Below are 20,919 nucleotides of genomic sequence, written 5' to 3' on the forward strand. Positions count from 1 at the left end.
TGGTCCGAGGGGGAGGCGCCCCGGTAAAAAGTGACCCAAGGTAAGGGCTTGGCGGGGCGCCTCATGGAAACACCCATGAGGCGAGCGCCGCCTCAGCCCAGGATGCGCCAGCCGATATCGCGCCGCAGGAAGCCCTCGGGCCAATCGACCGCATCGGCCATGGCATAGGCCAGGTCGCGGGCCTGACCAAGGCTCTCGCCACGCGCGGTCAGGTTCAGCACCCGCCCGCCATTGGCAAGGATTCGGCCCTGGTCGGCCTTGGTGCCGGCGTGGAAGCACATCTGCGAGGCGCTTTCGGGCAGGGCGTCGAGGCCCTTGATCTCGGTGCCCTTCTGGTAGCTGCCGGGGTAGCCCTCGGCGGCCATGACCACGGTCATGGCGTGATCCTCGGCCCAGTTGACGCGTGCCTCGGCCAGGCGGTGCTCGGCGGCGGCCTGCATCAGGTCCAGCGCCTGGCCCCCGAGGCGCATCATCAGAACCTGGCATTCGGGGTCGCCGAAGCGGCAGTTGTATTCGACCAGCCGCGCCTGGCCGTCCTTGATCATGAAGCCCGCGTAGAGCACGCCCTCGTAGGGGGTGCCGCGCTTGGCCATCTCAGAGAGCGTCGGGCGGATGATCTCTTCCATGGCGCGTTCGGCGATGGCGTCGGTCAGCACCGGGGCGGGGGAATAAGCGCCCATGCCGCCGGTGTTGGGGCCCTCGTCGCCCTCGCCGACGCGCTTGTGGTCCTGGGCGGTGCCGATCGGCAGGGCGGTCTCGCCATCGCAGAGCACGAAGAAGGAGGCCTCTTCGCCCTCCATGAATTCCTCGATCACCACCTCGGCCCCGGCGGCCCCGAACTCGCCGCCGAACATGTCGTCGATGGCCTCGAGCGCCTCGGCCTCCGTCATCGCCACGATGACGCCCTTGCCGGCCGCCAGGCCGTCGGCCTTGACCACGATGGGCGCGCCCTGGGCGCGGATATAGTCCTTGGCCGGGGCGGCCTCGGTGAAGCGGGCATAGGCGGCGGTCGGCGCACCTGCGGCGTCGCAGATTTCCTTGGTGAAGCTTTTCGAGGCTTCGAGCCGGGCGGCTTCCTGGCTGGGGCCGAAGACCAGCAGGCCCGCCTCGCGCAGGCGGTCGGCGACCCCGGCGGCCAGGGGCGCCTCGGGGCCTATGATCACGAAGTCGATGGCATGTGCCTCGGCGAACTCGGCCACCACGCCGCCGTCGAGAATGTCGATGTCGGCGCATTCGGCGATCATGGCGATCCCGGCATTGCCCGGCGCGACAATGAGCTTGTCGCACTTGGGGTTCTGCAGAACGGCCCAGGCCAGCGCATGTTCACGGCCACCGCCGCCGAGGATGAGAATGTTCATGGATCGCCTCCGAAGCTTTGGGCGGGGTTTAGCCTTCGCCCGGCCCTGGGGCAAGCGGCGAGGGGAGGGGCCCGTCGCCGGATGGCGACTGGAAGCAGGGGGGGGCTCTGCCCCCGTCTCCTGCGGAGACTCCCCCGGAGTACTTTCAGCCTGGTGATGGGTAGAAGAGCGCCTTGTTTCATCACCAGGCTGAAAATACTCCCGCCGGAGGCGTCCGACATCTGCCCCTCGCGCAGAGGCCGGGTCTTTCAACCCTCAGGCGGCAGCGTTAAACTGATCCGAAACAAGGGGCAGTTTCATGGACATGTTCGAGGACGACGCAGCCGGCAATGCGCCGGAGTTCACGGTTTCCGAGATTTCGGGCGCGGTGAAGCGCGTGATCGAGGGCGAGTTTGCCCATGTCCGCATCCGTGGCGAGATCGGGCGGGTGAGCTTCCCGCGCTCGGGCCATGTCTACATGGACCTGAAGGATGACCGCTCCGTCATCTCGGGTGTCATCTGGAAGGGCGTGGCCAGCCGGCTGGAGACCCGCCCCGAGGAGGGGCTTGAGGTCGTGGCCACCGGACGGCTGACTACCTTCCCCGGCCAGTCGAAATATCAGCTGGTGATCGAGGACCTGGCGCCTGCCGGCATGGGTGCGCTCATGGCGATGCTGGAGAAGCGCAAGCAGATGCTGGCCGCCGAGGGGCTCTTCGAGGCCTCGCGCAAGAAGCCGCTGCCCTTCCTGCCCGAGGTGATCGGTGTGGTGACCTCGCCCTCCGGCGCGGTGATCCGCGATATCCTGCACAGGCTGAGGGACCGTTTCCCGCGCAAGGTGCTGCTCTGGCCGGTGGCGGTGCAGGGCAAGAACTGCGCCCCCGAGGTGGCGCGGGGGATCGCGGGCTTCAACGCGCTCAGCCCCGGCGGGGCCATGCCGCGCCCGGATCTGATCATCGTCGCCCGGGGCGGGGGCAGCCTCGAGGACCTCTGGGGCTTTAACGAAGAGATCGTGGCCCGTGCCGCCGCCGCCAGCGAGATCCCCCTGATCTCTGCGGTGGGGCACGAGACTGACACCACGCTGATCGACTTCGTCTCGGACCGGCGCGCGCCGACCCCGACTGCCGCGGCCGAGCTGGCCGTGCCGGTGCGCGGCGAGCTCCTGGCCTGGGTGGCCGAACAGGGGGCCCGCCTGACCCGTGCCCAGACCCAGTCGCTGGAGGCGCGCAACCGCTGGCTGCGCGATCTCTCGCGTGCCCTGCCGCGGGCCGAGGCGCTGACCGAGGGACCGCGGCAGCGGCTGGATTATCTCTCTGAACGGCTGCCCGGTGCCCTGCGCAGCCTGGCGCAACGCCGCCGTGTCACCCTGTCGGAGAAGGGCGCGCTGCGTCCCGCGCTGCTGCGCGGGCGGCTGGCCGAGGAACGCCGCCGGATGGAGGCGCTCTCGACGCGGCTGCGCCCGGCGCTGGACCGCGCGGTGTCGGCCAAGCGCGAGGCGCTCGGCTACCGCGCCGAACGGCTGAGCCCGCGTCCCATCACCCGCGACCTGGCCCGCCAGAAGGCCGACCTGGCCGAGCTACTGGCGCGGTTCGCGCGCGCCGGAGAGGCCGACATCCGCCGCAGGCGCGACCGGCTGGAGGCCTCGGAACGGATGCGCGAAACCCTGGGCTACAAGGCCACCCTGCGGCGCGGCTATGCGCTGGTGCAGGATGGCGAAGGCCAGATCCTGCGCTCGCGCGAGGCGGCTGCCGGGGCCGGGGCGCTCAGGATCGAATTTGCCGACGGGGTGCTGGACCTGGGCGAGGGCGCGGGCCCGCAGCCTGCGACCGGGGCCGAACCCAAGACCGCCCAGAAGCCCGAGAGCAAGCCGCGCAAGCCCGCGAAAACGGGAGAAACCCCGCCCGAGCAGGGTTCGCTCTTCTAGGCAACCGGCTTTCGGAAGATCAGACGCCCACCTCGGGGCCGTGACAGATCATCGGCTCGGGGCTGGTCTGCATCTCGTAGAGCACCGTCTGGCTGCCGCCCTGGAAGTAGGCGGTGAGGCCGGAGCTGCCCTCGACGAAGCTCCAGCACTGCGGATCCGGCATGTCCTCGTAGACAAAGCAGATGTGGCCCGCCTCTTCGTACCAGTGCCCCTCCTGGCAGTTGCCGTCCAGGAAGGACCAGCGCACGCGGCGGTCGGGCAGGTATTCCTCGGCCCCATAGGGCTCGCCCTGGGCGCCGTAGTAGAAGGTCTTGCCTTGGGAATAGGCATCGAACTCCTGCGCCGTCATGGCGTCCGGCACCTGTTGGGCCGAGGCGGAGAGGGGCAGGGCCAGCATCAGGGCGGCAAGCGACAGGGGGGCGAGGGGATGGGCGGCGAGAGATTTCATGGGCTCATCTTGTCAGAGAGGGGGGCTGCGGTGAAACCCCGTTTGCGAGGGATCACGGGATTGCGCGGGGGCGTGCCTTCGGGCTGCCTCATTGGCGGGCCGTGCCGGGCGGCGAGGCCTGCTGCGCGCGGACGCGGGGGTCCATGACCCGCCGCCACCAGCCGGGAAAGAGCGCCACCGTCGCCATTACCGGCAGCGAGCGCGGCAGCATGGGCATGCGGCCCGCATCAAGTTGCAGGCCGGGGTAGATCCGGCCCGGATGCAGGTGGTGGTCCGAGTGGCGCGGTGCGTTGAGCATCATGGCCTGGCTGGCCGCATGGGGGGCATTCCACGAATGCTGCGGGCCGACGGGTGCCAGCTTGCCATGGGCCAGTTCCTCGCGTTGCAGCCCGTAGTGCTGTACATAGTCCGACAGCAGGATCTGCACCTGGGCGAAGGCGCAGATGCCCACGTAGATCGCCAACCCGGAAAGCCCGCCGAACGCCGCCGCAAGGCCCAGGCAGAGCGCCGCCGTCAGCAGGTAGCCCAGGTAGGGATGGCGCAGCCAGGTGCGGCCGGCGCGCTTCAGGTCCTGGCTTTCCACCCGGAAGCCCTGAAGGAAGGAGCCGCGCCAGGCGCGCGGCAGGTAGCGCCAGAACCCTTCGCCCAGCCGGGCGGTGTTCGGGTCCTGAGGCGAGGCGACCCAGACGTGGTGGATCTTCGGATGGGCGCTGGCGTGGTGGCCGAAGAGCATGGTGGCATAGATCATCCGGCCCAGGCGGCGCAGGTCGCGGCTTGGGCGGTGGATCAGCTCGTGCGCGTCGGGGTGCGAGACCTGGCCGAAGTAGACCCCGAAGGCCAGCGCGGCGGGCAGCACCTCGGACCAGGTTTCGGCGCCGCCGGGGCCGCCGAGGAAACGCATGGCGACGAGCACCAGCCACAGATGCGCCAGCCCCAGGCTGACCTGAAGCCCGGCACCGGCGATGAAGGGTTGATCCAGCGGCTGGTTCTGCCAGTTCTTCGGCAGAAGCGCATCCAGAAGGGCGGTGAAGCCGGTCAGGTAGACCAGCGCGACCCAGCCCCAGCCTCCGCCCGCCAGCGCGGCGAGCAATAGCAGCGGGACCGGCACGAGGGTGGCGATCAGGAAGGCGGGCATCGGGTCTACCTCTGTGGGGTCCGGGGAGGGCGGCGTCATCCGGGGCCAGAGTAGCGGAGTTTGCGCCGGTATTCGGGCGGAATGTCAGCCCTTTCTGGGCGATAGGGGCCACCGCGCGCCTTCCGGGGCCTTCCATCGGGGCGGCTTTGGCATTACCTCGGGTGGAAGCAAGGAAGGAAGGCCCCATGGCGCTGTTTTCAAAACTGAAGGATCGTCTGTTCAAGTCGTCTTCCCGCCTGGAAGCGGGGCTTGATGCCATCGTCGAGGAGGGCGCCGGGGCCGAGGCCGGGGCGAGCTCCGAGAATGCCGGTCTCGCCGCGCCGGAAACTCCCGCCGCGCCAGAGCGCCCGGCTGCGCCCGAGGCCCCCGTCGCCGATCTGCCCGCGCCCGGCTCGGAAGAGGTGCCCGCCGCCGCGCCGGACCTGGCGCAACTGGGGACACAGGAGGGCGCACGTTCGGGCGGACTTGTTTCGCGCCTCTTCGGGCGGGGAGACAGCGCGCCGCGCCGGGTGCTCGACGACGAGATGCTGGAGAGCCTCGAAGAGCTCCTGATCGCCTCTGACATGGGGGTGGACACGGCGCTGCGCGTCACCGCCAACATGGCGGCAGGGCGCATGGGGCAGAAGCTGTCGGTGGAAGAGATCAAGCGCCTGCTGGCCGAAGAGGTCACCCGCGTGATGGAGCCCGTGGCGCGTCCGCTGCCGATCTTCCAGAAGACCCCGCAGGTGGTGCTGGTGGTGGGCGTCAATGGCTCTGGCAAGACCACGACCATCGGCAAGCTGGCCTCGCAGTTCCGCGCCGCCGGCAAGTCGGTGGTGATCGCGGCGGGCGACACCTTCCGCGCGGCGGCGGTCGAACAGCTCGAGGTCTGGGGCCAGCGTGCCGGGGTGCCGGTGCTGAAGGCCGCCCAGGGCAGCGATCCCGCCAGCCTGGCCTTCGACGCCATGGTCAAGGCCGAGGAAGAGGGCGCGGACCTTCTGATGATCGACACCGCAGGCCGGTTGCAGAACCGCCAGGACCTGATGGAGGAGCTCTCGAAGATCGTGCGGGTGATCCGCAAGAAGGACCCCACGGCACCGCACAACACCCTGCTGGTGCTGGATGCCACCACGGGCCAGAACGCCCTGAGCCAGGTCGAGACCTTCCGCAAGCTGGCCGATGTCTCGGGCCTGGTGATGACCAAGCTCGACGGCACCGCCAAGGGCGGGGTGCTGGTGGCGCTGGCCGACAAGTTCGGCCTGCCGATCCATGCCATCGGCGTGGGCGAGCAGATCGACGACCTTGCCCCCTTCGATCCCGAGGATTTCGCCCGCGCGCTGACCGGGCTTTCGGACTAGGCGATCGCGTGGCCGGAAGCCGGGGGTGGGGGCTCTGCCCCCGTCTGCTGCGCAGACTCCCCCGCAGTATTTTCAGCCGTCGGATAGGTGTAAGAGCCTCTTGTTGCTATCCGACGGCCTTAAATACTGCCGCCGGAGGCTCGGCCTGCGCAGCAGGTCGACAAGGCGCCCGGCTTGCAACTGCCCAGCCCTTGCGCCAATGAGAGGCGTATTCCGAACCCGAGACGCCCATGCCTGACGACATTCCACGACGCTTCCAGAGAACGGAGGCGGAGGCATGAGCGACTGGATCACCTCCATCGAGGGGACCCAGGTCGGTCACGAGGCGGCGCTGATCCTGGCGCTGGCCGCGGCCTTCCTGCACGCGCTTTTCGGTTCCCTGCAGAAGGGGCGGCTGGATCCCTGGACTTCGCGCGGGATCATGGACGTGTTCATGGTGCTGCTGGCGGTGCCCGTGGTGCTGTTCCTGGTGCCTGCGCCCGAGGGGGCGTTGCAATGGGCGCTGGTGGCCGGCGCGATCCCGATCCACATGGCCTACAAGATCGGCATGGCCATGGCCTATTCCCGTGGCGCCTATACGGTGGTCTACCCGGTGGTGCGCGGCACCGGGCCTGTGTTCACCGTGCTCGGCGCCTGGGTGATCTTCGGAGAGACCTTCGCCCCGCTGCAATGGCTTGGCGTGGCGATCCTGTTGTCGGGGATCTTCGGGCTGGCGCTCTACAACCTGCGCACCATCACCGTGGCGCGGGATACGCTGGTGGCGGCGCTCGGGCTGGCGCTGGCCACGGGCTCCCTGGTCGCCGCCTATACCACCTATGACGCCTATGCGATCCGCGCCCTGCCGGATCCCTTCACCTTCCTGGCCTGGTTCTTCCTGGTGACCAACCTCGACTTCCCGCTGATCCTGGCCTGGCGCTGGCGCGGGCTCGCGCCGGAGCAGAGGCCCACAACCGTCAACTGGCTGCGCGGCGGCCTGCTGGGAGCAATCGTCGCCTATGGCTCTTTCGGCTCGGTCATGCTGGCCACGCGGCTCGACAAGGTGGGCGAGGCGGCGGTGCTGCGCGAGACGTCGACGGTCTTCGCCGCGCTCATCGGCTGGCTCGTGCTGAAAGAGACCGTCGGGCCGCGCCGTATCCTGCTGATGACGTTGATTGCCGTGGGCGCCGTGGTAGTAGAGGTAGGTGGACGATGAAGGAGAGCCCCGTGGCCGAACCCAAGAAGATTTCCCCTGCCCTGAAGATGTCGCTGGAACTGGGCCCCGTGCTGCTGTTCTTCGTGGCCTACCTGCTCCTGAAGGATCGGGTCTTCACCATCGGCGGGCGCGAATACGAGGCCTTCATCCTGGTCACCGCGGGCTTCATCCCGGTGATCCTTGCGTCGACCATCGCGCTCTGGCGGCTCACCGGCAAGCTTTCCAAGATGCAGGTGGTGACGGCGGTGCTGGTGGTCGTCTTCGGCGGCCTCTCGGTCTATTTCAACGATGAGCGCTTCTTCAAGATGAAGCCCACGATGATCTACCTGCTCTTCGGCGGTGCCCTGGGTCTTGGCCTGCTGCGCGGCCAGAGCTGGCTGCAGCTGGTCATGGAAGAGGCCATGCCCCTGAAACAGGAAGGCTGGATGATCCTGACCCGCCGTCTGTGCTTCTTCTTCCTGGCCCTGGCGGTGCTGAACGAGATCATCTGGCGCGGCTTCAGCACCGAGACCTGGGTGTCTTTCAAGACCTTCGGCCTGACCATCGCCGTCTTCGGCTTCTTCATCACCCAGGCCAAGCTCTTCGAGACCTACGCCATCCAGGACGACGACACCCCCGAGGCCTGATCGCGGCGACGGCCCGGCAGCCCGGACAGGAAAAGGCCCCGGTGCGCTAGCGCCGGGGCCTTTCTGCTATCGGTTGGATCGCAGGTTCTGCCGGATCAGAGACCCAGCTCGCGGCGGGCGAATTCCATCATCTCGTCGGTGACATCATCAAGGGTGATCGTGTCACCGCCGGTGGCGTTCTGCGCGTCGACGATGGCCTGCTTGAGCGCCTCGTCGGAAGCCGCTGCGCTGGCCTCGGTGTAGCCTGCCTCGGCGCTGTCCAGCACGGATTTGTCGGCCAGGGCATCGGCCAGGGCGGCCTCGGCATCGGCGACGTCCTGAAGCGCCTGCTGATACGCTTCGTAGCCCTCTTCGCCCTCGGCGACCGGATTGGCCTCGAGCTCGGCGCTGCGGGCCGCGATCTCGTCGACCCAGGTTTCGGGCGTGTCGGAGAGGCCGAGCGTCTCGGCCGAGCTCTGCAGCTCGGCGAAGCTGTCGGCATAGGCGCCACGGGCGGCGGCCAGGGCGTCTTCTGCCTCTTCAAGGCTGTCCACGGCGCCGAGATATTCGCGCACGGAGGCCATCTTGGGGTCCGAGGAGTTCATGATGCCGTTGGCGTTGCGCTTGAGCGAGTTCAGACCCTTCAGCGAAGCGGCGAGGGGCTTGTCTGCGCCCGAGCCGCCCTTGTTGGCGCTGCCGTTGTTGCCCGAGTTGCCGCCGTTGCCGCCCGAGTTGCCCCCGGAATTACCCTTGTCGCCGGAGTTGCCGCCATTGGCGTTGTCGCTCTTGGCGTAGGCGGCGGCGGAGTCCGATATATCGGACATCAGGACCGGCGCGGCCAGACCGAGCATTGCGGTGGTCAGGGCAAGTTGGGTGATTTTACGCATCGGTAAACGCTCCTACTGTTTAAATTCCACCTTGGGTGTCTGGGTGGGAAACGTGGCGGGAATATGGCGCCAACCCACGGGGAACGGCGGAGAAATGCCGGGTTGACCAAGCTGCCCCTGGGGAAGGTTGGGCTGCTTTCACCGCTTGTGCCGCCCCGGCCCGGCGGTCAGACTGCGGTCATGACATTCGCAGTGATCGCAGACATTCATGGCAATGCCGACGCCCTCGCGGCGGTTCTCGAGGATATGCAGGGGTTTGGCGTCACGCAGGCGGTGAACCTTGGCGATCACTTCAGCGGGCCGCTGGATGCGGCGGGCACGGCAGAGCTGCTGATGGCGCGGGATTTCGTCTCGATCCGGGGCAATCACGACCGCTGGCTGCTCGAGCAGGACCCCGCCGACATGGGCCCCTCGGACCTTGCGGCTTTCCGCCAACTCCCGCCCGAGGCCCTGGACTGGCTGCGCGCACTGCCCGCCACGCGGCGCCCTTTCGAGGGGGTCTTCATGTGCCACGGCACCCCAACCAGCGATCTGGCCTATTGGCTGGAGCGGCTCGACGCACAGGGTCAGCCCCGTGCGGCGACACTGGCCGAGGTCGAGCAAGAGGCCGGGTTGGTCACGGAGGGGCTCATCCTCTGTGCCCATACCCATATCCCCCGGATCGTCCGGCTGGGCGACGGGCGGGTGGTGCTGAACCCCGGCAGCGTCGGCTGTCCGGCCTATGACGATGATCACCCGGTCTTTCACGTGATGCAGACGGGCACGCCCAATGCCTCTTACGCGCTGGTGGACAGGGCGGCGGCGGGCTGGCAGGTCAGCTTCCGCTCGGTGCCCTATGACGCAGGCCGCATGGTGCGGATGGCGGAAGAGGCGGGGCGGCCCGACTGGGCGCGGGCCGTGGGCACGGGCTGGCTGACATAGCAAGGGGCCCCCGTCTTTTCCGACGAGGGCCCCTGATCCGTGAGCGGAATTCTAGCGCCAGCCGAGGGCCGGGGCCACATGGGTCAGGATGCTCTCGATCACATGGGTGTTGTAATCGACACCCAGAGAGTTCGGCACCGTCAGCAGCAGCGTGTCGGCCTCGGCGATCGCCTCGTCCTTCTTCAGCTGCTCGATCAGGCGGTCGGGCTCGTCCGCGTAGGACCGTCCGAAGATCGACCGCTGGCTTTCGATATAGCCGACCGAGTCGTCCTCCTTGCCGCCGCGGCCGAAGTACATCCGGTCCTGGTCATTGGTCAGCGCGAAGATCGAGCGGCTGACCGAGACGCGCGGCTTGCGCGAATGGCCGGCGGCCTTCCAGGCTTCGCGGTACTTTCGGATCTGGTCGGCCTGCTGGACGTGGAAGGGCTCGCCCGTCTCGTCGTCCTTCAGGGTCGAGCTTTGCAGGTTCATGCCCAGCATCGCGGCCCACTCGGCGGTCTTGACGCTGCCAGACCCCCACCAGATGCGATCCTTCAGCCCCTCGGAGTGGGGCTCCAGCCGCAGCTTGCCCGGCGGGTTGGGGAACATCGGACGGGGGTTCGGCTCGGCAAAGCCATGACCGTCGAGCATCTGCAGGAAGACCTGGGCATGTCGGCGGCCCATGTCGGCGTCGGTCTCGTCCTCTCCGGGCTGGTAGCCGAAGTAGCGCCAGCCGTCGATGACCTGCTCGGGCGAGCCGCGCGACAGGCCCAGTTGCAGACGCCCCTCCGAGATCAGGTCGGCAGCCCCTGCATCCTCGACCATGTAGAGCGGGTTCTCGTAGCGCATGTCGATCACGCCGGTGCCGATCTCGATCTTGCTGGTCTTGGCGCCGACGGCGGCCAGCAGCGGGAAGGGCGAGGCATGTTGCCGTGCGAAGTGGTGGACGCGGAAATAGGCACCATCAAGGCCCAGCTCTTCGGCCGCGACCGACAGGTCGATGGCCTGCAACAGGGCGTCCGAGGCGGTGCGGGTGGCCGAGCCCCGCTGCGGGGACCAATGGCCGAAGGACAGGAATCCAATGGACTTCATGACATCTCTCCTTTGCGACAGGCGACCCGGCGGAGGCCGGGCCCGGCCTTCGCCGATTTGACGCCTAGCTAGGCCCGGAAGATGCACAAGACAATGCGCGGCTCTGTTCATCAGCGCGCAAGGCCTGTGTGGGAAACCGGCGCGTTGTGCGCCGGTGCCCCGTTTGCCGCCTTACTTCTGGCCGAAGAGGATCTTCTGCTCTTCCTTGGTCTGGATGCCACCGCGGTTCTCGGCGGCGACGGCCTTGCCGGCCTGCACGGCGGGGCGTTCGCCCACCAGGTCCAGCCAGCGCTTCAGGTTCGGCTTGTCCGAGATGTCCTGCTGCTGGCCTTCCCAGAGGATCGCCCAGGGCCAGATCGCCATGTCGGCGATCGAGAAGAAGTCGCCCGCCACGTATTCGGTCTGCCCCAGCTGGGTGTCCAGCACCCGGTGCAGGCGGCCGACCTCGTTGCGGTAGCGGTCCTGGGCGTAGGGCAGCTCTTGCGGCGGATCCATCTGCGGGGCGTATTTCAGGAAGTGATGCGCCTGGCCGGCCATCGGGCCCAGGCCGCCCATCTGCCACATCAGCCACTGGTCCACCGCGATGCGGTCGCGCTGGGTGGGGCCGCAGAACTGGCCGGTCTTGCGCGCCAGGTACTGCAGGATGGCCCCCGACTCGAAGATCGAGATCGGCGCGCCGTCCGGGCCTTCGGGGTCGATGATCGCGGGCATGCGGTTGTTGGGCGAGATCTTCAGGAAGTCAGGCTCGAACTGCTCGCCCTTGCCGATGTTCACGAGGTTCAGGTTGTAGGGCAGGCCCATTTCTTCCAGCGCGATGGAGACCTTCCATCCGTTGGGGGTGGGCCAGTAGTAAAGCTCGATGGGTGCGGTCATGGTGTCCTCCGTGTTCGGCGGTCATGATGACGCATTCGCCCCCCATGGCAAGGGCAGGCTCAAACCGCCGCGGACAGGGGCGGGGCGTTTGGCGGCGATGCGGGTCACTTCGGCGTGAAGCGCGGCACCGCGCGGGCCGGTCAGCGCATGGTAAAGCGGGAAGGCCCCGGGGCGCAGGTAGCTGGACCAGTGGCAGATGCGCCGCTCGGGTCGGCCCAGAGCAAACCCCATGGCGGCAAGCCCTGCCAGGTGCTGCGGATCGTCCAGCCTCAGTTGCGGCAGCGCGGGATGGACCGCGCGGCCCAGCACCCGGTCGCCCGCACCCTTGCCGCCGACGAGCCCGGCCAGCAACAGGTCATAGAGCAGGTTCTCACGGCTCGTCACATGCAGCAACCGGGCGCTGCGCCCGGCGGGGCTGGCCCGCGCGGCCTCCAGGTGGCTGACGTGATCGGCCCCCGCCAGCAGCAGCACCTGGCCAAGTGCCGGGGCACCGAGCGCGGACAGCGCCGAGAGCAGCACCCGCGCACCCAGGGAATGGCCGATCGCGTGGATCTCGCGCTGCGGGTCGATCTGGCGGATCAGGGTGATCACCTGCGCTAGCGCCCGTCCGGCCGCATCGGCCTGCCGATGGGCCTGCCAGATCGAGCCGCGCGCCGGCCACCCGAAGGCCAGCCCCAGCCGGTCTGCCCCGATCCCGAGGCCACGCGGCCAGCTGACGGCCTTGCGGCAGGGATGGGCATCATGATCCGACAGGATGTGGCTATGGGGGCAATGCACGGGGTCTCCGGGCTGGAAGCGGTAACCATGCACCATGATGATGACCGGGGCGGGCCTCGGGGAAGGGGAGGGGCCGCTGCCGCGGGGGGAGGGGAAGGCGCCGGACCGGGCGAGACCCCGCTCCAGTTCTGCCGCGACGGGCATCGTTTTCCCCTGCGCAAAAGGCTGGTCGCCGATTGCGTCGATCCTGATCAAGGCCATGGTGACAGCCCTTTGCTCACCTCTGCGGGGATCGTGACATGACGGTGCAAAAGAGCCGTGAATACAGGGTAACAAGGCCGTGACGCGATCTGAATCTTGACCTGCAGGGCGACCGGGCGTAAGGCGGAACCGTGGCGCTTTGTTACCGGATTGCGGGCCACGTTAAACATCCCGCTAAAGAGGTCGAGTTAGGGAAGCCCCTTTCGCTTGACCGCGTCTGGGGCTTTTTTGTTGGCCGCGCAGCCCCCGTGGCCGGGAGATGGAAGATGACCGAAGAATTCAAACCCCGCACCAAGCTGGTTCATGGCGGCACTCGCCGCTCGCAGTACAACGAGGTCTCGGAAGCGATCTTCATGACGCAGGGCTTCGTCTACGACAGCGCCGAACAGGCCCAGGCCCGCTTCGAGGAGACCGGCCCGGACGAGTTTATCTACGCCCGCTACGGCAACCCCACGGTGGCCATGTTCGAGGACCGGATCGCGCAGCTGGAAGGCGCCGAGGCGGCTTTTGCCACGGCCTCCGGCATGGCGGCGGTGAACAACGCTCTGATGGCCTCGCTCAAGGCGGGTGACCACGTGGTCGCGGCGCGGGCGCTCTTCGGCTCCTGCCTCTACATCCTGGAAAAGGTGCTGGTGCGCTACGGGGTCGAGCTGACCCTGGTCGACGGCACCGACCTTGAGCAGTGGAAGGCGGCCATCCGCCCCGACACCGCGCTGGTCTTCTTCGAGAGCACCTCGAACCCGACGCTCGAGGTCATCGACATCGCCGCGGTCTCGGAGATGGCCCATGCGGTCGGCGCGCTGGTGGTGGTCGACAATGTCTTTGCGACGCCGGTCTATTCCCGCTCCATCGAGCTGGGCGCCGACGTGGTGGTCTATTCCGCCACCAAGCATATCGACGGCCAGGGCCGGGCGCTCGGCGGCGTCGTGCTGGGCAGCAAGGAGTTCATCTCGGGGGATTTCTTCAACTACTCCAAGCACACCGGCGCGGCGCTGTCGCCGTTCAACGCCTGGCTGATGCTGAAGGGGCTGGAAACCATCGACCTGCGCGTGCGCGCCCAGACCGAGGCGGCCGAGAAGATCGCCGAGGCCCTTCACGGCCACGAGAAACTGGCGCGGATGATCTACCCCGGCCATAGCTCTCATGCGCAGCACGACCTGGTGAAGCGGCAGACCGGCAAGGGCGGCACCGTGATCTCGATCGACCTGGCCGGCGGCCAGGAGGCGGCGTTCAACTTCCTCAACGCGGTCAATATCGGCGTGATCTCGAACAACCTCGGCGATGCGAAGTCGATTCTCACCCACCCGGCGACGACAACTCACTCCAGCCTCACCGAAGAGCAGCGCCAGTCGCTGGGTATCACCCGCGGGCTGGTGCGGATCTCTGTCGGGCTGGAAGATCCCGAGGATCTGGTCGCCGATTGGACCGCCGCGCTGGCCGGCGCATGAGCCCAACGGATACGGCGTTTCGCACCATTCGACGCCGTATCCAGCCGCCGGATTTCTTAATCACTGATTATCTTTAGTTGAGCGAGGTGCACGTTCAGATGGAAATCCGTGTCAAAGCCGACTAAGCTGTGGGCGTACCCATGAACGGGGCGACGTGGAGACTGTGGCGATGAATGTCCACCCGAATGAGCTGAAGCCGAAGACTGACGAGGCGCGTGACGCGCTTGCCTTGTTGCGGGATTGGGCTGCCAAAGCCTCTGATTCCGAGATCGCGGCACTGGACCCCGCCATCGCGCGTCTTCTGCCTGGCCAGACGGACTACCCGCAGCTGTCGGATGAGTATCCTGCTGATTTCAAAGCAGGTTCCAACTATCGCAGCACGATGCCGGATCTGCAGAACGGCCCGTCCAGCCTGATTCGCGGTGCCCATGCCCGCATTCAGCACGTCGGTATCTCGAATTTCCGCCTGCCGATCAGCTTCCACAGCCGTGATGGCGGGGACCGCACTCTCGAAGCTTCGGTGACCGGCACGGTCAGCCTCGAAGCCGAGAAGAAGGGCATCAACATGTCCCGCATCATGCGGAGCTTCTACGGCCATTCCGAAAAGCGCTTCTCCTTTGAGGCGATCGAGGCTGCGCTTGAAGACTACAAGTCGGATCTCGGCAGCCTGGATGCGCGGATCATGATGCGCTTCTCCTACCCGGTGAAGCGCGAGAGCCTGCGCTCCGGCCTGGTGGGGTACCAGTATTACGACCTGGCGCTGGAAGTTGTCGAAGAGGGCGGAGAGCGCAAGCGCTTCATCCACCTCGACTATGTCTATTCCTCGACCTGCCCCTGTTCGCTGGAACTGTCCGAGCATGCCCGCCGCGAGCGTGGCCAACTGGCCACCCCGCATTCGCAGCGCTCGGTGGCGCGGATCTCGGTGCAGGAAGCGCCGGTGCCGGGGCAGTGCCTGTGGTTTGAAGACCTGATCGACATGGCCCGCCGCGCGGTGCCGACCGAGACCCAGGTCATGGTCAAGCGCGAAGATGAACAGGCGTTTGCAGAGCTTAACGCCGCCAATCCGATCTTCGTCGAAGATGCGGCGCGGCTCTTCTGTGAAGAGCTGGAAAACGATCCCCGGATCGGTGACTTCCGCGTCGCGGCCAGCCACCAGGAAAGCCTGCATTCCCATGATGCCGTTTCGGTGCTGACCAAGGGCGAGACCTTCGCCAGCCACAGCCTGGACCCGCGTTTCTTCACCACCCTGCACAAGGTCGGCTGATCGCTGCACCAAAGGTTGCCCAATCCTTGGGCGCTTTGGCGTGTTATGCGGCAGGCTTTGGCTTGGCCATTTGAATAGGCTTACACTCGGGTCACCGCTTGTTAATCTGCCTGTCGACTGGAGGGACATGCTATCAACGCCGAGGTTAAGGACCTGCGCCCGGAGGAGGGCCCTGTGGCACAGCGCCAGCCGCGTTCGCGCGGGGTCTTGCGTGTTTCCGCCCGCCCCGGTGCCAGGATCGGCCGGCTGCACCAGGCGGGGTCGCTCAAGGCGCTTTTCCCGGCGTCCCGACATGGCATCCTCAACGCTGTTTTCCTCAATACCTCCGGCGGCGTAACCGGCGGTGACCGCTTCCGCATCGAGGCCGAGGCCGAGGCGGGCGCGGCGCTCATGGTCACCTCGCAGGCGGCCGAGCGGCTGTACCGCGCCCAGCCGGACGAGACCGGGCGCATGTCCATCGACCTGAGTGTCCGCGAGGGCGCGAGGCTGGACTGGCTGCCGCAGGAAACCATACTCTTCGATGGCGCAAGGGTGGCGCGGGAGTTCCGCGTCGACCTGGCCGCAGACGCCCGTTTCCTGGCCGTGGAGCCCCTCGTGGCGGGGCGGCTGGCCATGGGCGAATTTGTGAATTCCGGTACGCTGAGCGATAGCTGGCGCGTTTCGCGCGCAGGTAAATTGACTTTCGCTGACAATTTCCGCCTTTCCGGCGATATCGACGCGCAGCTGGCGAAATCCGGTGTGGCCGGGGGCTGTCGCGCCCTGGCCTCGGTGATCTTTGCCGCTCCCGGTGCCGAGGCGATGCTCGGACCGCTGCGCGAGGCGCTTGGCCCGCTGGGCGGCGCCAGCCTGGTGTCGGAAGACCTTCTCTTTGCCCGCATCCTCGCCGAGGATGGCTACGGGCTGCGCCGGCGACTCATCCCGGCGCTGACCCTGCTTTCGGGGCAGGACATTCCAAGGACGTGGACGCTTTAAGACATGCAGCTAACCCCTCGTGAAAAAGACAAACTCCTGATCGCCATGGCCGCTGAAGTGGCGCGCAAGCGCTTGGCCCGCGGCGTCAAGCTGAACTACCCCGAGGCGATCGCGCTGATCACCGACGCGGTGGTCGAGGGCGCCCGCGACGGTCGCTCGGTGGCTGACATGATGGAGGCCGGAGCCCAGGTCATCACGGCCGAACAATGCATGGAGGGCGTGCCCGAGATGATCCACGAGGTCCAGGTCGAAGCCACCTTCCCGGATGGCACCAAGCTGGTCACTGTCCACAACCCGATCCGTTAAACCAACGCTTCAAGAAAGGGACGCAAGCAAATGAGCTTTCTCGACAAACTGCTGGCCCTCTTCGGACCCAAGGCGCAGCCTGCGCCGATCCCCGTGCGCGCGGCCCCGCCCCGTCGCGCCCCCTGGGAGGCCCGCCGATGATCCCCGGAGAAGTCTTCCCCGCCGAGGGCAGCCTTGAGCTGAACTCGGGCAGCGAGTCGATCTCGCTGATGGTGGCCAATACCGGCGACCGCCCGGTGCAGGTCGGCAGCCACTACCATTTCGCCGAGGCCAACGAGGCGCTGGACTTCGACCGCGCAACGGCCATGGGCATGCGCCTGGACATCGCCGCCGGCACCGCCGTGCGTTTCGAGCCGGGCCAGCGCCGCGACGTGCAGCTGATCCCGATCGGCGGCGCCCGCGAGATCTATGGTTTCAATCAGAAGGTCATGGGGACGCTGTGACCAGAGGCGGAGGGGCGCAGAGCCGCCCCCCGCGAGGCAGGCAAAGGCGGCCTTCGGGCGCAGGTGACATGAACGAGAAAGGGAAGACCCGATGATGGACACGACCCAGATCATGATCCGCCAGGCCAGCTTCATTCAAAGCCTGGCCTTCGGCGCCGCGCGGCTGACGGAGTGGCAGATGCGTTTCAGCCATGCGCTGGTGCATTCGCTCTGGCAGGAGGCCGGAGAGCTCGCGCCGGCACCCAAGCCCACCCCGGCGGCGCCGAAAGCGCCTGCGAAGACCGCCAGGAAGGTGGCGGAACCTGCCGCGAAGCCTGCGCCTGCCGCCAAGACCGCAGAGCCTGTTGCAAAGCCCGCGCCTGTCGCAAAGCCCGAGCCTGTCGCCAAGACGGCAGAGCCCGCCCCGAAGCCTGCGCCAGTCGCAAAGGCAGCGGAGCCCGCCCCGAAGCCCGAACCCGCTGCCAAGGCCGCGGAGCCCGCCGCGAAGCCCGAGCCCACGGCCAAGACCGCAGAGCCTGCCCCGAAGCCCGCGCCGGTTGCGAAGGCGGCAGAGCCCGCGCCCGCGGCCAACAAGCCAGCGCCTGCCAAGCGGGCCAGGACGAAGCCCGCTGCCAGGAAGGCCGCGCCCGCTGCCAAAACGGCACCCGAGACGCCCGCCAAGGCGCCCGCCAAGGCTCCGGCCAGACGCAGCGCCTCGAAGCCCAAGCGCGCGCGCAAGGTTGCGGCAAAGCCCAGTGAACCCCCGGCTGCGACAGCGGCAAGCCCGGCCAAGCGGCCGCGCAAGCCCTCGCCGCCGCCCGCGATGCCCGAAAAGCCCGAGGACAAGAGCTGACGCTCGTCCCCTCTCCGCCCAAGTCAGGAGCCCAGAATGCCCACCCAGATCTCCCGCGCCGACTATGCCGCGATGTTCGGCCCCACCACCGGCGACCGCGTGCGCCTTGCCGATACCGATCTGATCATCGAGGTCGAGCGTGACCTGACCGCCGAACGTGCGGCGCTCGAGAGCGGGGGCAATGGCCCGCGCTACGGTGAAGAGGTGAAGTTCGGTGGCGGCAAGGTGATCCGCGACGGCATGGGCCAGTCCCAGGCGACCCGCGCGGCAGGTGCCGTGGATACGGTGATCACCAATGCGCTGATCGTCGACTGGACGGGGATCTACAAGGCGGACGTGGGCCTGAAGGACGGGCGCATCGCCAAGATCGGCAAGGCGGGCAACCCCGACACCCAGCCCGGCGTCGACATCATCGTCGGCCCCGGCACCGAGGTCATCGCGGGCGAGGGCAAGATCCTCACCGCCGGTGGTATCGACAGCCATATCCACTTCATCTGCCCGCAGCAGATCGAGGATGCGCTGCATTCGGGCCTGACCACGATGATCGGCGGCGGCACCGGCCCCGCCCATGGCACGCTGGCCACCACGGTTACCCCCGGCCCCTGGCACCTGGGCCGCATGCTGCAGGCCGCCGAGGCCTTTCCGATGAACCTGGCCTTCGCCGGCAAGGGCAATGCCTCGCTGCCGGCCGCGCTGGAAGAGCAGGTGAAGGCCGGGGCCTCCTGCCTGAAGCTGCACGAGGACTGGGGGACCACCCCCGGCGCCATCGACTGCTGCCTGTCGGTGGCCGATGCGATGGACGTGCAGGTGATGATCCACACCGACACGCTGAATGAATCGGGCTTCGTCGAGAACACGGTGAAGGCGATGAAAGGCCGCACGATCCACGCCTTCCACACCGAAGGCGCGGGCGGTGGTCACGCCCCCGACATCATCAAGATCTGCGGCGAAGAGCATGTGCTGCCCAGTTCGACCAACCCCACGCGGCCCTTCACCAAGAACACCATTGATGAGCATCTCGACATGCTCATGGTCTGCCACCACCTCGACAAGGCGATCCCCGAGGACGTGGCCTTCGCCGAAAGCCGTATCCGCCGCGAGACCATCGCGGCCGAGGATATCCTGCACGACATGGGGGCCTTCTCGATCATCGCGTCGGACAGCCAGGCCATGGGCCGGGTGGGCGAGGTGCTGATCCGCACCTGGCAGACCGCCGACAAGATGAAGAAGCAGCGCGGACGGCTGGCCGAAGAGACCGGCGAGAACGACAACTTCCGCGTACGCCGTTATATCGCCAAGTACACGATCAACCCCGCCATCGCCCATGGTCTGAGCCACCAGGTGGGCAGCATCGAAGAGGGCAAGCGCGCCGACCTGGTGCTCTGGAACACCGCCTTCTTCGGCGTGAAGCCCGAGATGGTGCTGATCGGCGGCTCTATCGTGGCGGCCCAGATGGGCGACCCCAATGCCTCGATCCCGACGCCGCAGCCGGTCTACACCCGTCCGATGTTCGGTGCGTTCGGCAAGGCGGTGACCAATTCCGCCGTCACCTTCGTCTCTGCCGCCGCGCAGGCCGAGGGGATCGCCGACAAGCTGGGCCTCGAGAAGGAAACCATCGCGGTGCTCAACACCCGCCAGATCGGCAAGAAGGACCTGCGCCTGAACTCGGCCACGCCCCATGTCGAGGTGCACCCCGAGACCTACGAGGTCCGCGCCGATGGCGAGCTTCTGACCTGCGAACCGGCGGAAGTCCTGCCCATGGCACAGCGCTACTTCCTGTTCTGATGCGACCCCTCCTGATCCTTGCGGTGCTGCTGCTGCCCACCGGGGTGGCGGCCCGCTGCCCCGTCTCCGACGATATCTCCAGGGGCATCGTCTATATCTCGACCCTCGGAGAGGAAGAGGCGATCCAGGTCGCCATGGGCACCTCTTCTTTCCTGTCGAGCTATTTCGAGCTGGGCGAATACGGGCTGACCAAGCAGTACCTGCTGATCAAGGGGGCCTATCCGCTGTCGCTGACCTCGGTGATGACCGAGGAGGCGCTGACGATCTCCTATCACTACCCGGTGCCTCAGACGGGCTTTCCCGAGCCCGCGCCGGGCGTGAACTGGCAGATCGAGGCGGTGGTGGCGCAGGGGGATGTCTCTCTGGTCGAGACCCACAGCTATACCTTCGGCACAGAGCGCGAGCGCCGGATCGGCGATTGCAGCTACCTGGTGGTGCCCTACGACATCGAAACCTCCTCCGAGGTCTATGGCACCCAGGTGCTGCCGATGTTCTACATCCCGGTGCTCGGCGTCAGCTTCCCCGATTCCTCTCGCGAGTCGGGCGTGGGCGAGGGGGTGGCGTTCTCGGAGCGCATGACCACCTACCCGGACCTGCTGGCGGAATGGGGGAACTGAGGCGATGTCTTTGACAAGTCTTGTGATCACAAAGTCGTCCGCACGGCGATTTAAGCCTTGCAGCGCAGGGGAATGGGGCTCTCGGGTCCTGCCGCAGCGCAGCAAGTTTCGGCAAAAAGCTATGCGCTCTGCGCAAGGGGGCTCTGCATGGACCTTGAAAACAACGCTTTCTGCGTTGCAGCAGGCGCATGGCGGTAATGAAGGATTGAAAATGGTAAGGGTGCACATGCTGACCTATTGTCAATGTCAAGCAACGCAAACAACAACACACGAGTATGAGGTTTCTCATGGCTTCCGTTACCAGCAACATTCCCGCCGCCGGCTTCTCGGCAAAGTTCTCTGCCCTGATGGCCTCCATCTCGGCCGGCCTGGTGGCCTACATGGAGCGCCGCACCCGCTCCGAGCAGATCGCAGCCCTGCAGTCCAAGTCGGACGCCGAGCTGGCCAAGCTGGGCATCTCCCGCGAAGAGATCCCGGCCTACGTTTTCCGCGACCTGTTCTACGTCTGACCCCCACGCGATCCGGAGACGCGCAAGCGGCTCCGGCG

General features: G+C 67.2%; 21 protein-coding genes and 1 riboswitch. Of the genes, 14 read left to right on the forward strand and 7 right to left on the reverse strand.

Annotated features, from left to right (window positions below):
- Positions 1-92 precede the first annotated feature (92 nt).
- Positions 93-1,358, reverse strand: coding sequence for a phosphoribosylamine--glycine ligase (gene purD / locus CRO50_RS10410; protein WP_097145824.1), 1,266 nt, complete (start codon positions 1,356-1,358; stop codon positions 93-95).
- A gap of 298 nt (positions 1,359-1,656) precedes the next feature.
- Here purD and xseA point away from each other — a divergent pair, with 298 nt between their 5' ends.
- Positions 1,657-3,258, forward strand: coding sequence for an exodeoxyribonuclease VII large subunit (gene xseA, locus CRO50_RS10415; protein ID WP_097145825.1), 1,602 nt, complete (start codon positions 1,657-1,659; stop codon positions 3,256-3,258).
- Between the two features lie 19 nt (positions 3,259-3,277).
- On the opposite strand, the gene CRO50_RS10420 is transcribed toward xseA, so the two are convergent.
- Together CRO50_RS10420 and CRO50_RS10425 are read right to left on the reverse strand one after the other, a co-directional pair.
- Positions 3,278-3,706, reverse strand: coding sequence for a hypothetical protein (locus CRO50_RS10420; RefSeq protein WP_416061075.1), 429 nt, complete (start codon positions 3,704-3,706; stop codon positions 3,278-3,280).
- A gap of 88 nt (positions 3,707-3,794) precedes the next feature.
- Complete coding sequence (locus CRO50_RS10425) at positions 3,795-4,841, reverse strand: alkane 1-monooxygenase (protein ID WP_097145826.1); 1,047 nt, start codon at positions 4,839-4,841, stop codon at positions 3,795-3,797.
- Between the two features lie 185 nt (positions 4,842-5,026).
- On the opposite strand from CRO50_RS10425, the gene ftsY reads away from it, so the two are divergent.
- The 3 genes from ftsY (at position 5,027) to CRO50_RS10440 (ending at position 7,996) form a co-directional block, all read left to right on the forward strand.
- Positions 5,027-6,178, forward strand: a complete 1,152-nt coding sequence (gene ftsY / locus CRO50_RS10430) for a signal recognition particle-docking protein FtsY (RefSeq protein WP_097145827.1) — start codon at positions 5,027-5,029, stop codon at positions 6,176-6,178.
- 277 nt (positions 6,179-6,455) lie between these two features.
- On the forward strand, positions 6,456-7,370 hold the full coding sequence (locus CRO50_RS10435; protein ID WP_097145828.1) for an EamA family transporter: 915 nt from the start codon (positions 6,456-6,458) through the stop codon (positions 7,368-7,370).
- Positions 7,367-7,996 (forward strand): inner membrane-spanning protein YciB, encoded by a 630-nt coding sequence (locus CRO50_RS10440; RefSeq protein ID WP_097145829.1) that lies wholly within the window; start codon positions 7,367-7,369, stop codon positions 7,994-7,996. Before CRO50_RS10435 ends, CRO50_RS10440 begins: the two co-directional genes overlap by 4 nt.
- A gap of 95 nt (positions 7,997-8,091) precedes the next feature.
- Here the strand turns inward: CRO50_RS10440 and CRO50_RS20105 are convergent, their stop codons facing one another.
- Entirely contained in the window at positions 8,092-8,862 is a 771-nt protein-coding gene (locus CRO50_RS20105) for a hypothetical protein (RefSeq protein ID WP_157791684.1), read from the reverse strand.
- A 192-nt stretch (positions 8,863-9,054) separates the two neighbouring features.
- Between CRO50_RS20105 and CRO50_RS10450 the strand changes: the two genes are divergently transcribed.
- Entirely contained in the window at positions 9,055-9,783 is a 729-nt protein-coding gene (locus CRO50_RS10450) for a metallophosphoesterase family protein (RefSeq protein ID WP_232617666.1), read from the forward strand.
- A gap of 51 nt (positions 9,784-9,834) precedes the next feature.
- Here the strand turns inward: CRO50_RS10450 and CRO50_RS10455 are convergent, their stop codons facing one another.
- The 3 genes from CRO50_RS10455 to CRO50_RS10465 all read right to left on the reverse strand — a co-directional run bounded on the left by CRO50_RS10455 (position 9,835) and on the right by CRO50_RS10465 (position 12,540).
- Positions 9,835-10,854 carry an LLM class flavin-dependent oxidoreductase gene (locus tag CRO50_RS10455; protein WP_097145831.1) on the reverse strand — a complete coding sequence of 340 codons (1,020 nt, stop codon included), beginning with the start codon at positions 10,852-10,854 and terminating at the stop codon, positions 9,835-9,837.
- 171 nt (positions 10,855-11,025) lie between these two features.
- Positions 11,026-11,727: a glutathione S-transferase N-terminal domain-containing protein gene (locus CRO50_RS10460; protein WP_097145832.1), complete on the reverse strand. Its 702-nt coding sequence runs from the start codon at positions 11,725-11,727 to the stop codon at positions 11,026-11,028.
- Positions 11,728-11,748: 21 nt separating this feature from the next.
- Positions 11,749-12,540 carry a DUF726 domain-containing protein gene (locus CRO50_RS10465; RefSeq protein WP_157791685.1) on the reverse strand — a complete coding sequence of 264 codons (792 nt, stop codon included), beginning with the start codon at positions 12,538-12,540 and terminating at the stop codon, positions 11,749-11,751.
- Between the two features lie 286 nt (positions 12,541-12,826).
- Positions 12,827-12,904, forward strand: a riboswitch (SAM riboswitch).
- A gap of 67 nt (positions 12,905-12,971) precedes the next feature.
- Here CRO50_RS10465 and metZ point away from each other — a divergent pair.
- The 9 genes from metZ to CRO50_RS10510 all read left to right on the forward strand — a co-directional run bounded on the left by metZ (position 12,972) and on the right by CRO50_RS10510 (position 20,881).
- Positions 12,972-14,153 (forward strand): O-succinylhomoserine sulfhydrylase, encoded by a 1,182-nt coding sequence (gene metZ, locus CRO50_RS10470; RefSeq protein WP_097145834.1) that lies wholly within the window; start codon positions 12,972-12,974, stop codon positions 14,151-14,153.
- Positions 14,154-14,322: 169 nt separating this feature from the next.
- A complete protein-coding gene (gene folE2, locus CRO50_RS10475) occupies positions 14,323-15,417 on the forward strand; it encodes a GTP cyclohydrolase FolE2 (RefSeq protein ID WP_097145835.1) in 1,095 nt (364 codons plus the stop codon).
- Positions 15,418-15,591: 174 nt separating this feature from the next.
- Positions 15,592-16,389 carry an urease accessory protein UreD gene (locus CRO50_RS10480; RefSeq protein WP_232617667.1) on the forward strand — a complete coding sequence of 266 codons (798 nt, stop codon included), beginning with the start codon at positions 15,592-15,594 and terminating at the stop codon, positions 16,387-16,389.
- A 3-nt stretch (positions 16,390-16,392) separates the two neighbouring features.
- The gene (locus CRO50_RS10485; protein ID WP_097145836.1) at positions 16,393-16,695 is read left to right on the forward strand and encodes an urease subunit gamma; all 303 of its coding nucleotides are present in this window, start codon (positions 16,393-16,395) and stop codon (positions 16,693-16,695) included.
- Between the two features lie 137 nt (positions 16,696-16,832).
- Complete coding sequence (locus CRO50_RS10490) at positions 16,833-17,138, forward strand: urease subunit beta (RefSeq protein WP_097145837.1); 306 nt, start codon at positions 16,833-16,835, stop codon at positions 17,136-17,138.
- Positions 17,139-17,229: 91 nt separating this feature from the next.
- Positions 17,230-17,970 carry a transcriptional regulator gene (locus CRO50_RS20110; RefSeq protein WP_157791686.1) on the forward strand — a complete coding sequence of 247 codons (741 nt, stop codon included), beginning with the start codon at positions 17,230-17,232 and terminating at the stop codon, positions 17,968-17,970.
- 36 nt (positions 17,971-18,006) lie between these two features.
- The gene (gene ureC, locus CRO50_RS10500) at positions 18,007-19,755 is read left to right on the forward strand and encodes an urease subunit alpha (protein ID WP_097145838.1); all 1,749 of its coding nucleotides are present in this window, start codon (positions 18,007-18,009) and stop codon (positions 19,753-19,755) included.
- The gene (locus CRO50_RS10505; protein WP_097145839.1) at positions 19,755-20,372 is read left to right on the forward strand and encodes a hypothetical protein; all 618 of its coding nucleotides are present in this window, start codon (positions 19,755-19,757) and stop codon (positions 20,370-20,372) included. The genes ureC and CRO50_RS10505 overlap by 1 nt, the downstream gene beginning before the upstream one ends.
- A gap of 287 nt (positions 20,373-20,659) precedes the next feature.
- Positions 20,660-20,881 (forward strand): DUF1127 domain-containing protein, encoded by a 222-nt coding sequence (locus CRO50_RS10510; protein WP_097145840.1) that lies wholly within the window; start codon positions 20,660-20,662, stop codon positions 20,879-20,881.
- Positions 20,882-20,919 lie beyond the last annotated feature (38 nt).

It is taken from the genome of Pseudooceanicola antarcticus, from assembly GCF_900215355.1.
Classification (GTDB): Bacteria; Pseudomonadota; Alphaproteobacteria; order Rhodobacterales; family Rhodobacteraceae; genus Pseudooceanicola; species Pseudooceanicola antarcticus.

Bases quoted from the DNA above. Each gene is read 5' to 3' on its own strand.
- CRO50_RS10465 (WP_157791685.1), bottom strand. From the start codon at position 12,540: ATGGTGCATGGTTACCGCTTCCAGCCCGGAGACCCCGTGCATTGCCCC.
- CRO50_RS10435 (WP_097145828.1), top strand. From the start codon at position 6,456: ATGAGCGACTGGATCACCTCCATCGAGGGGACCCAGGTCGGTCACGAG.
- CRO50_RS10510 (WP_097145840.1), top strand. From the start codon at position 20,660: ATGGCTTCCGTTACCAGCAACATTCCCGCCGCCGGCTTCTCGGCAAAG.
- CRO50_RS10505 (WP_097145839.1), top strand. From the start codon at position 19,755: ATGCGACCCCTCCTGATCCTTGCGGTGCTGCTGCTGCCCACCGGGGTG.
- purD (WP_097145824.1), bottom strand. From the start codon at position 1,358: ATGAACATTCTCATCCTCGGCGGCGGTGGCCGTGAACATGCGCTGGCC.
- ureC (WP_097145838.1), top strand. From the start codon at position 18,007: ATGCCCACCCAGATCTCCCGCGCCGACTATGCCGCGATGTTCGGCCCC.
- CRO50_RS20105 (WP_157791684.1), bottom strand. From the start codon at position 8,862: ATGCGTAAAATCACCCAACTTGCCCTGACCACCGCAATGCTCGGTCTG.
- CRO50_RS10490 (WP_097145837.1), top strand. From the start codon at position 16,833: ATGATCCCCGGAGAAGTCTTCCCCGCCGAGGGCAGCCTTGAGCTGAAC.
- CRO50_RS10440 (WP_097145829.1), top strand. From the start codon at position 7,367: ATGAAGGAGAGCCCCGTGGCCGAACCCAAGAAGATTTCCCCTGCCCTG.
- folE2 (WP_097145835.1), top strand. From the start codon at position 14,323: ATGAATGTCCACCCGAATGAGCTGAAGCCGAAGACTGACGAGGCGCGT.
- CRO50_RS10485 (WP_097145836.1), top strand. From the start codon at position 16,393: ATGCAGCTAACCCCTCGTGAAAAAGACAAACTCCTGATCGCCATGGCC.
- CRO50_RS10460 (WP_097145832.1), bottom strand. From the start codon at position 11,727: ATGACCGCACCCATCGAGCTTTACTACTGGCCCACCCCCAACGGATGG.
- ftsY (WP_097145827.1), top strand. From the start codon at position 5,027: ATGGCGCTGTTTTCAAAACTGAAGGATCGTCTGTTCAAGTCGTCTTCC.
- xseA (WP_097145825.1), top strand. From the start codon at position 1,657: ATGGACATGTTCGAGGACGACGCAGCCGGCAATGCGCCGGAGTTCACG.
- CRO50_RS10455 (WP_097145831.1), bottom strand. From the start codon at position 10,854: ATGAAGTCCATTGGATTCCTGTCCTTCGGCCATTGGTCCCCGCAGCGG.
- CRO50_RS20110 (WP_157791686.1), top strand. From the start codon at position 17,230: ATGATGGACACGACCCAGATCATGATCCGCCAGGCCAGCTTCATTCAA.
- CRO50_RS10425 (WP_097145826.1), bottom strand. From the start codon at position 4,841: ATGCCCGCCTTCCTGATCGCCACCCTCGTGCCGGTCCCGCTGCTATTG.
- CRO50_RS10420 (WP_416061075.1), bottom strand. From the start codon at position 3,706: ATGAAATCTCTCGCCGCCCATCCCCTCGCCCCCCTGTCGCTTGCCGCC.
- metZ (WP_097145834.1), top strand. From the start codon at position 12,972: ATGACCGAAGAATTCAAACCCCGCACCAAGCTGGTTCATGGCGGCACT.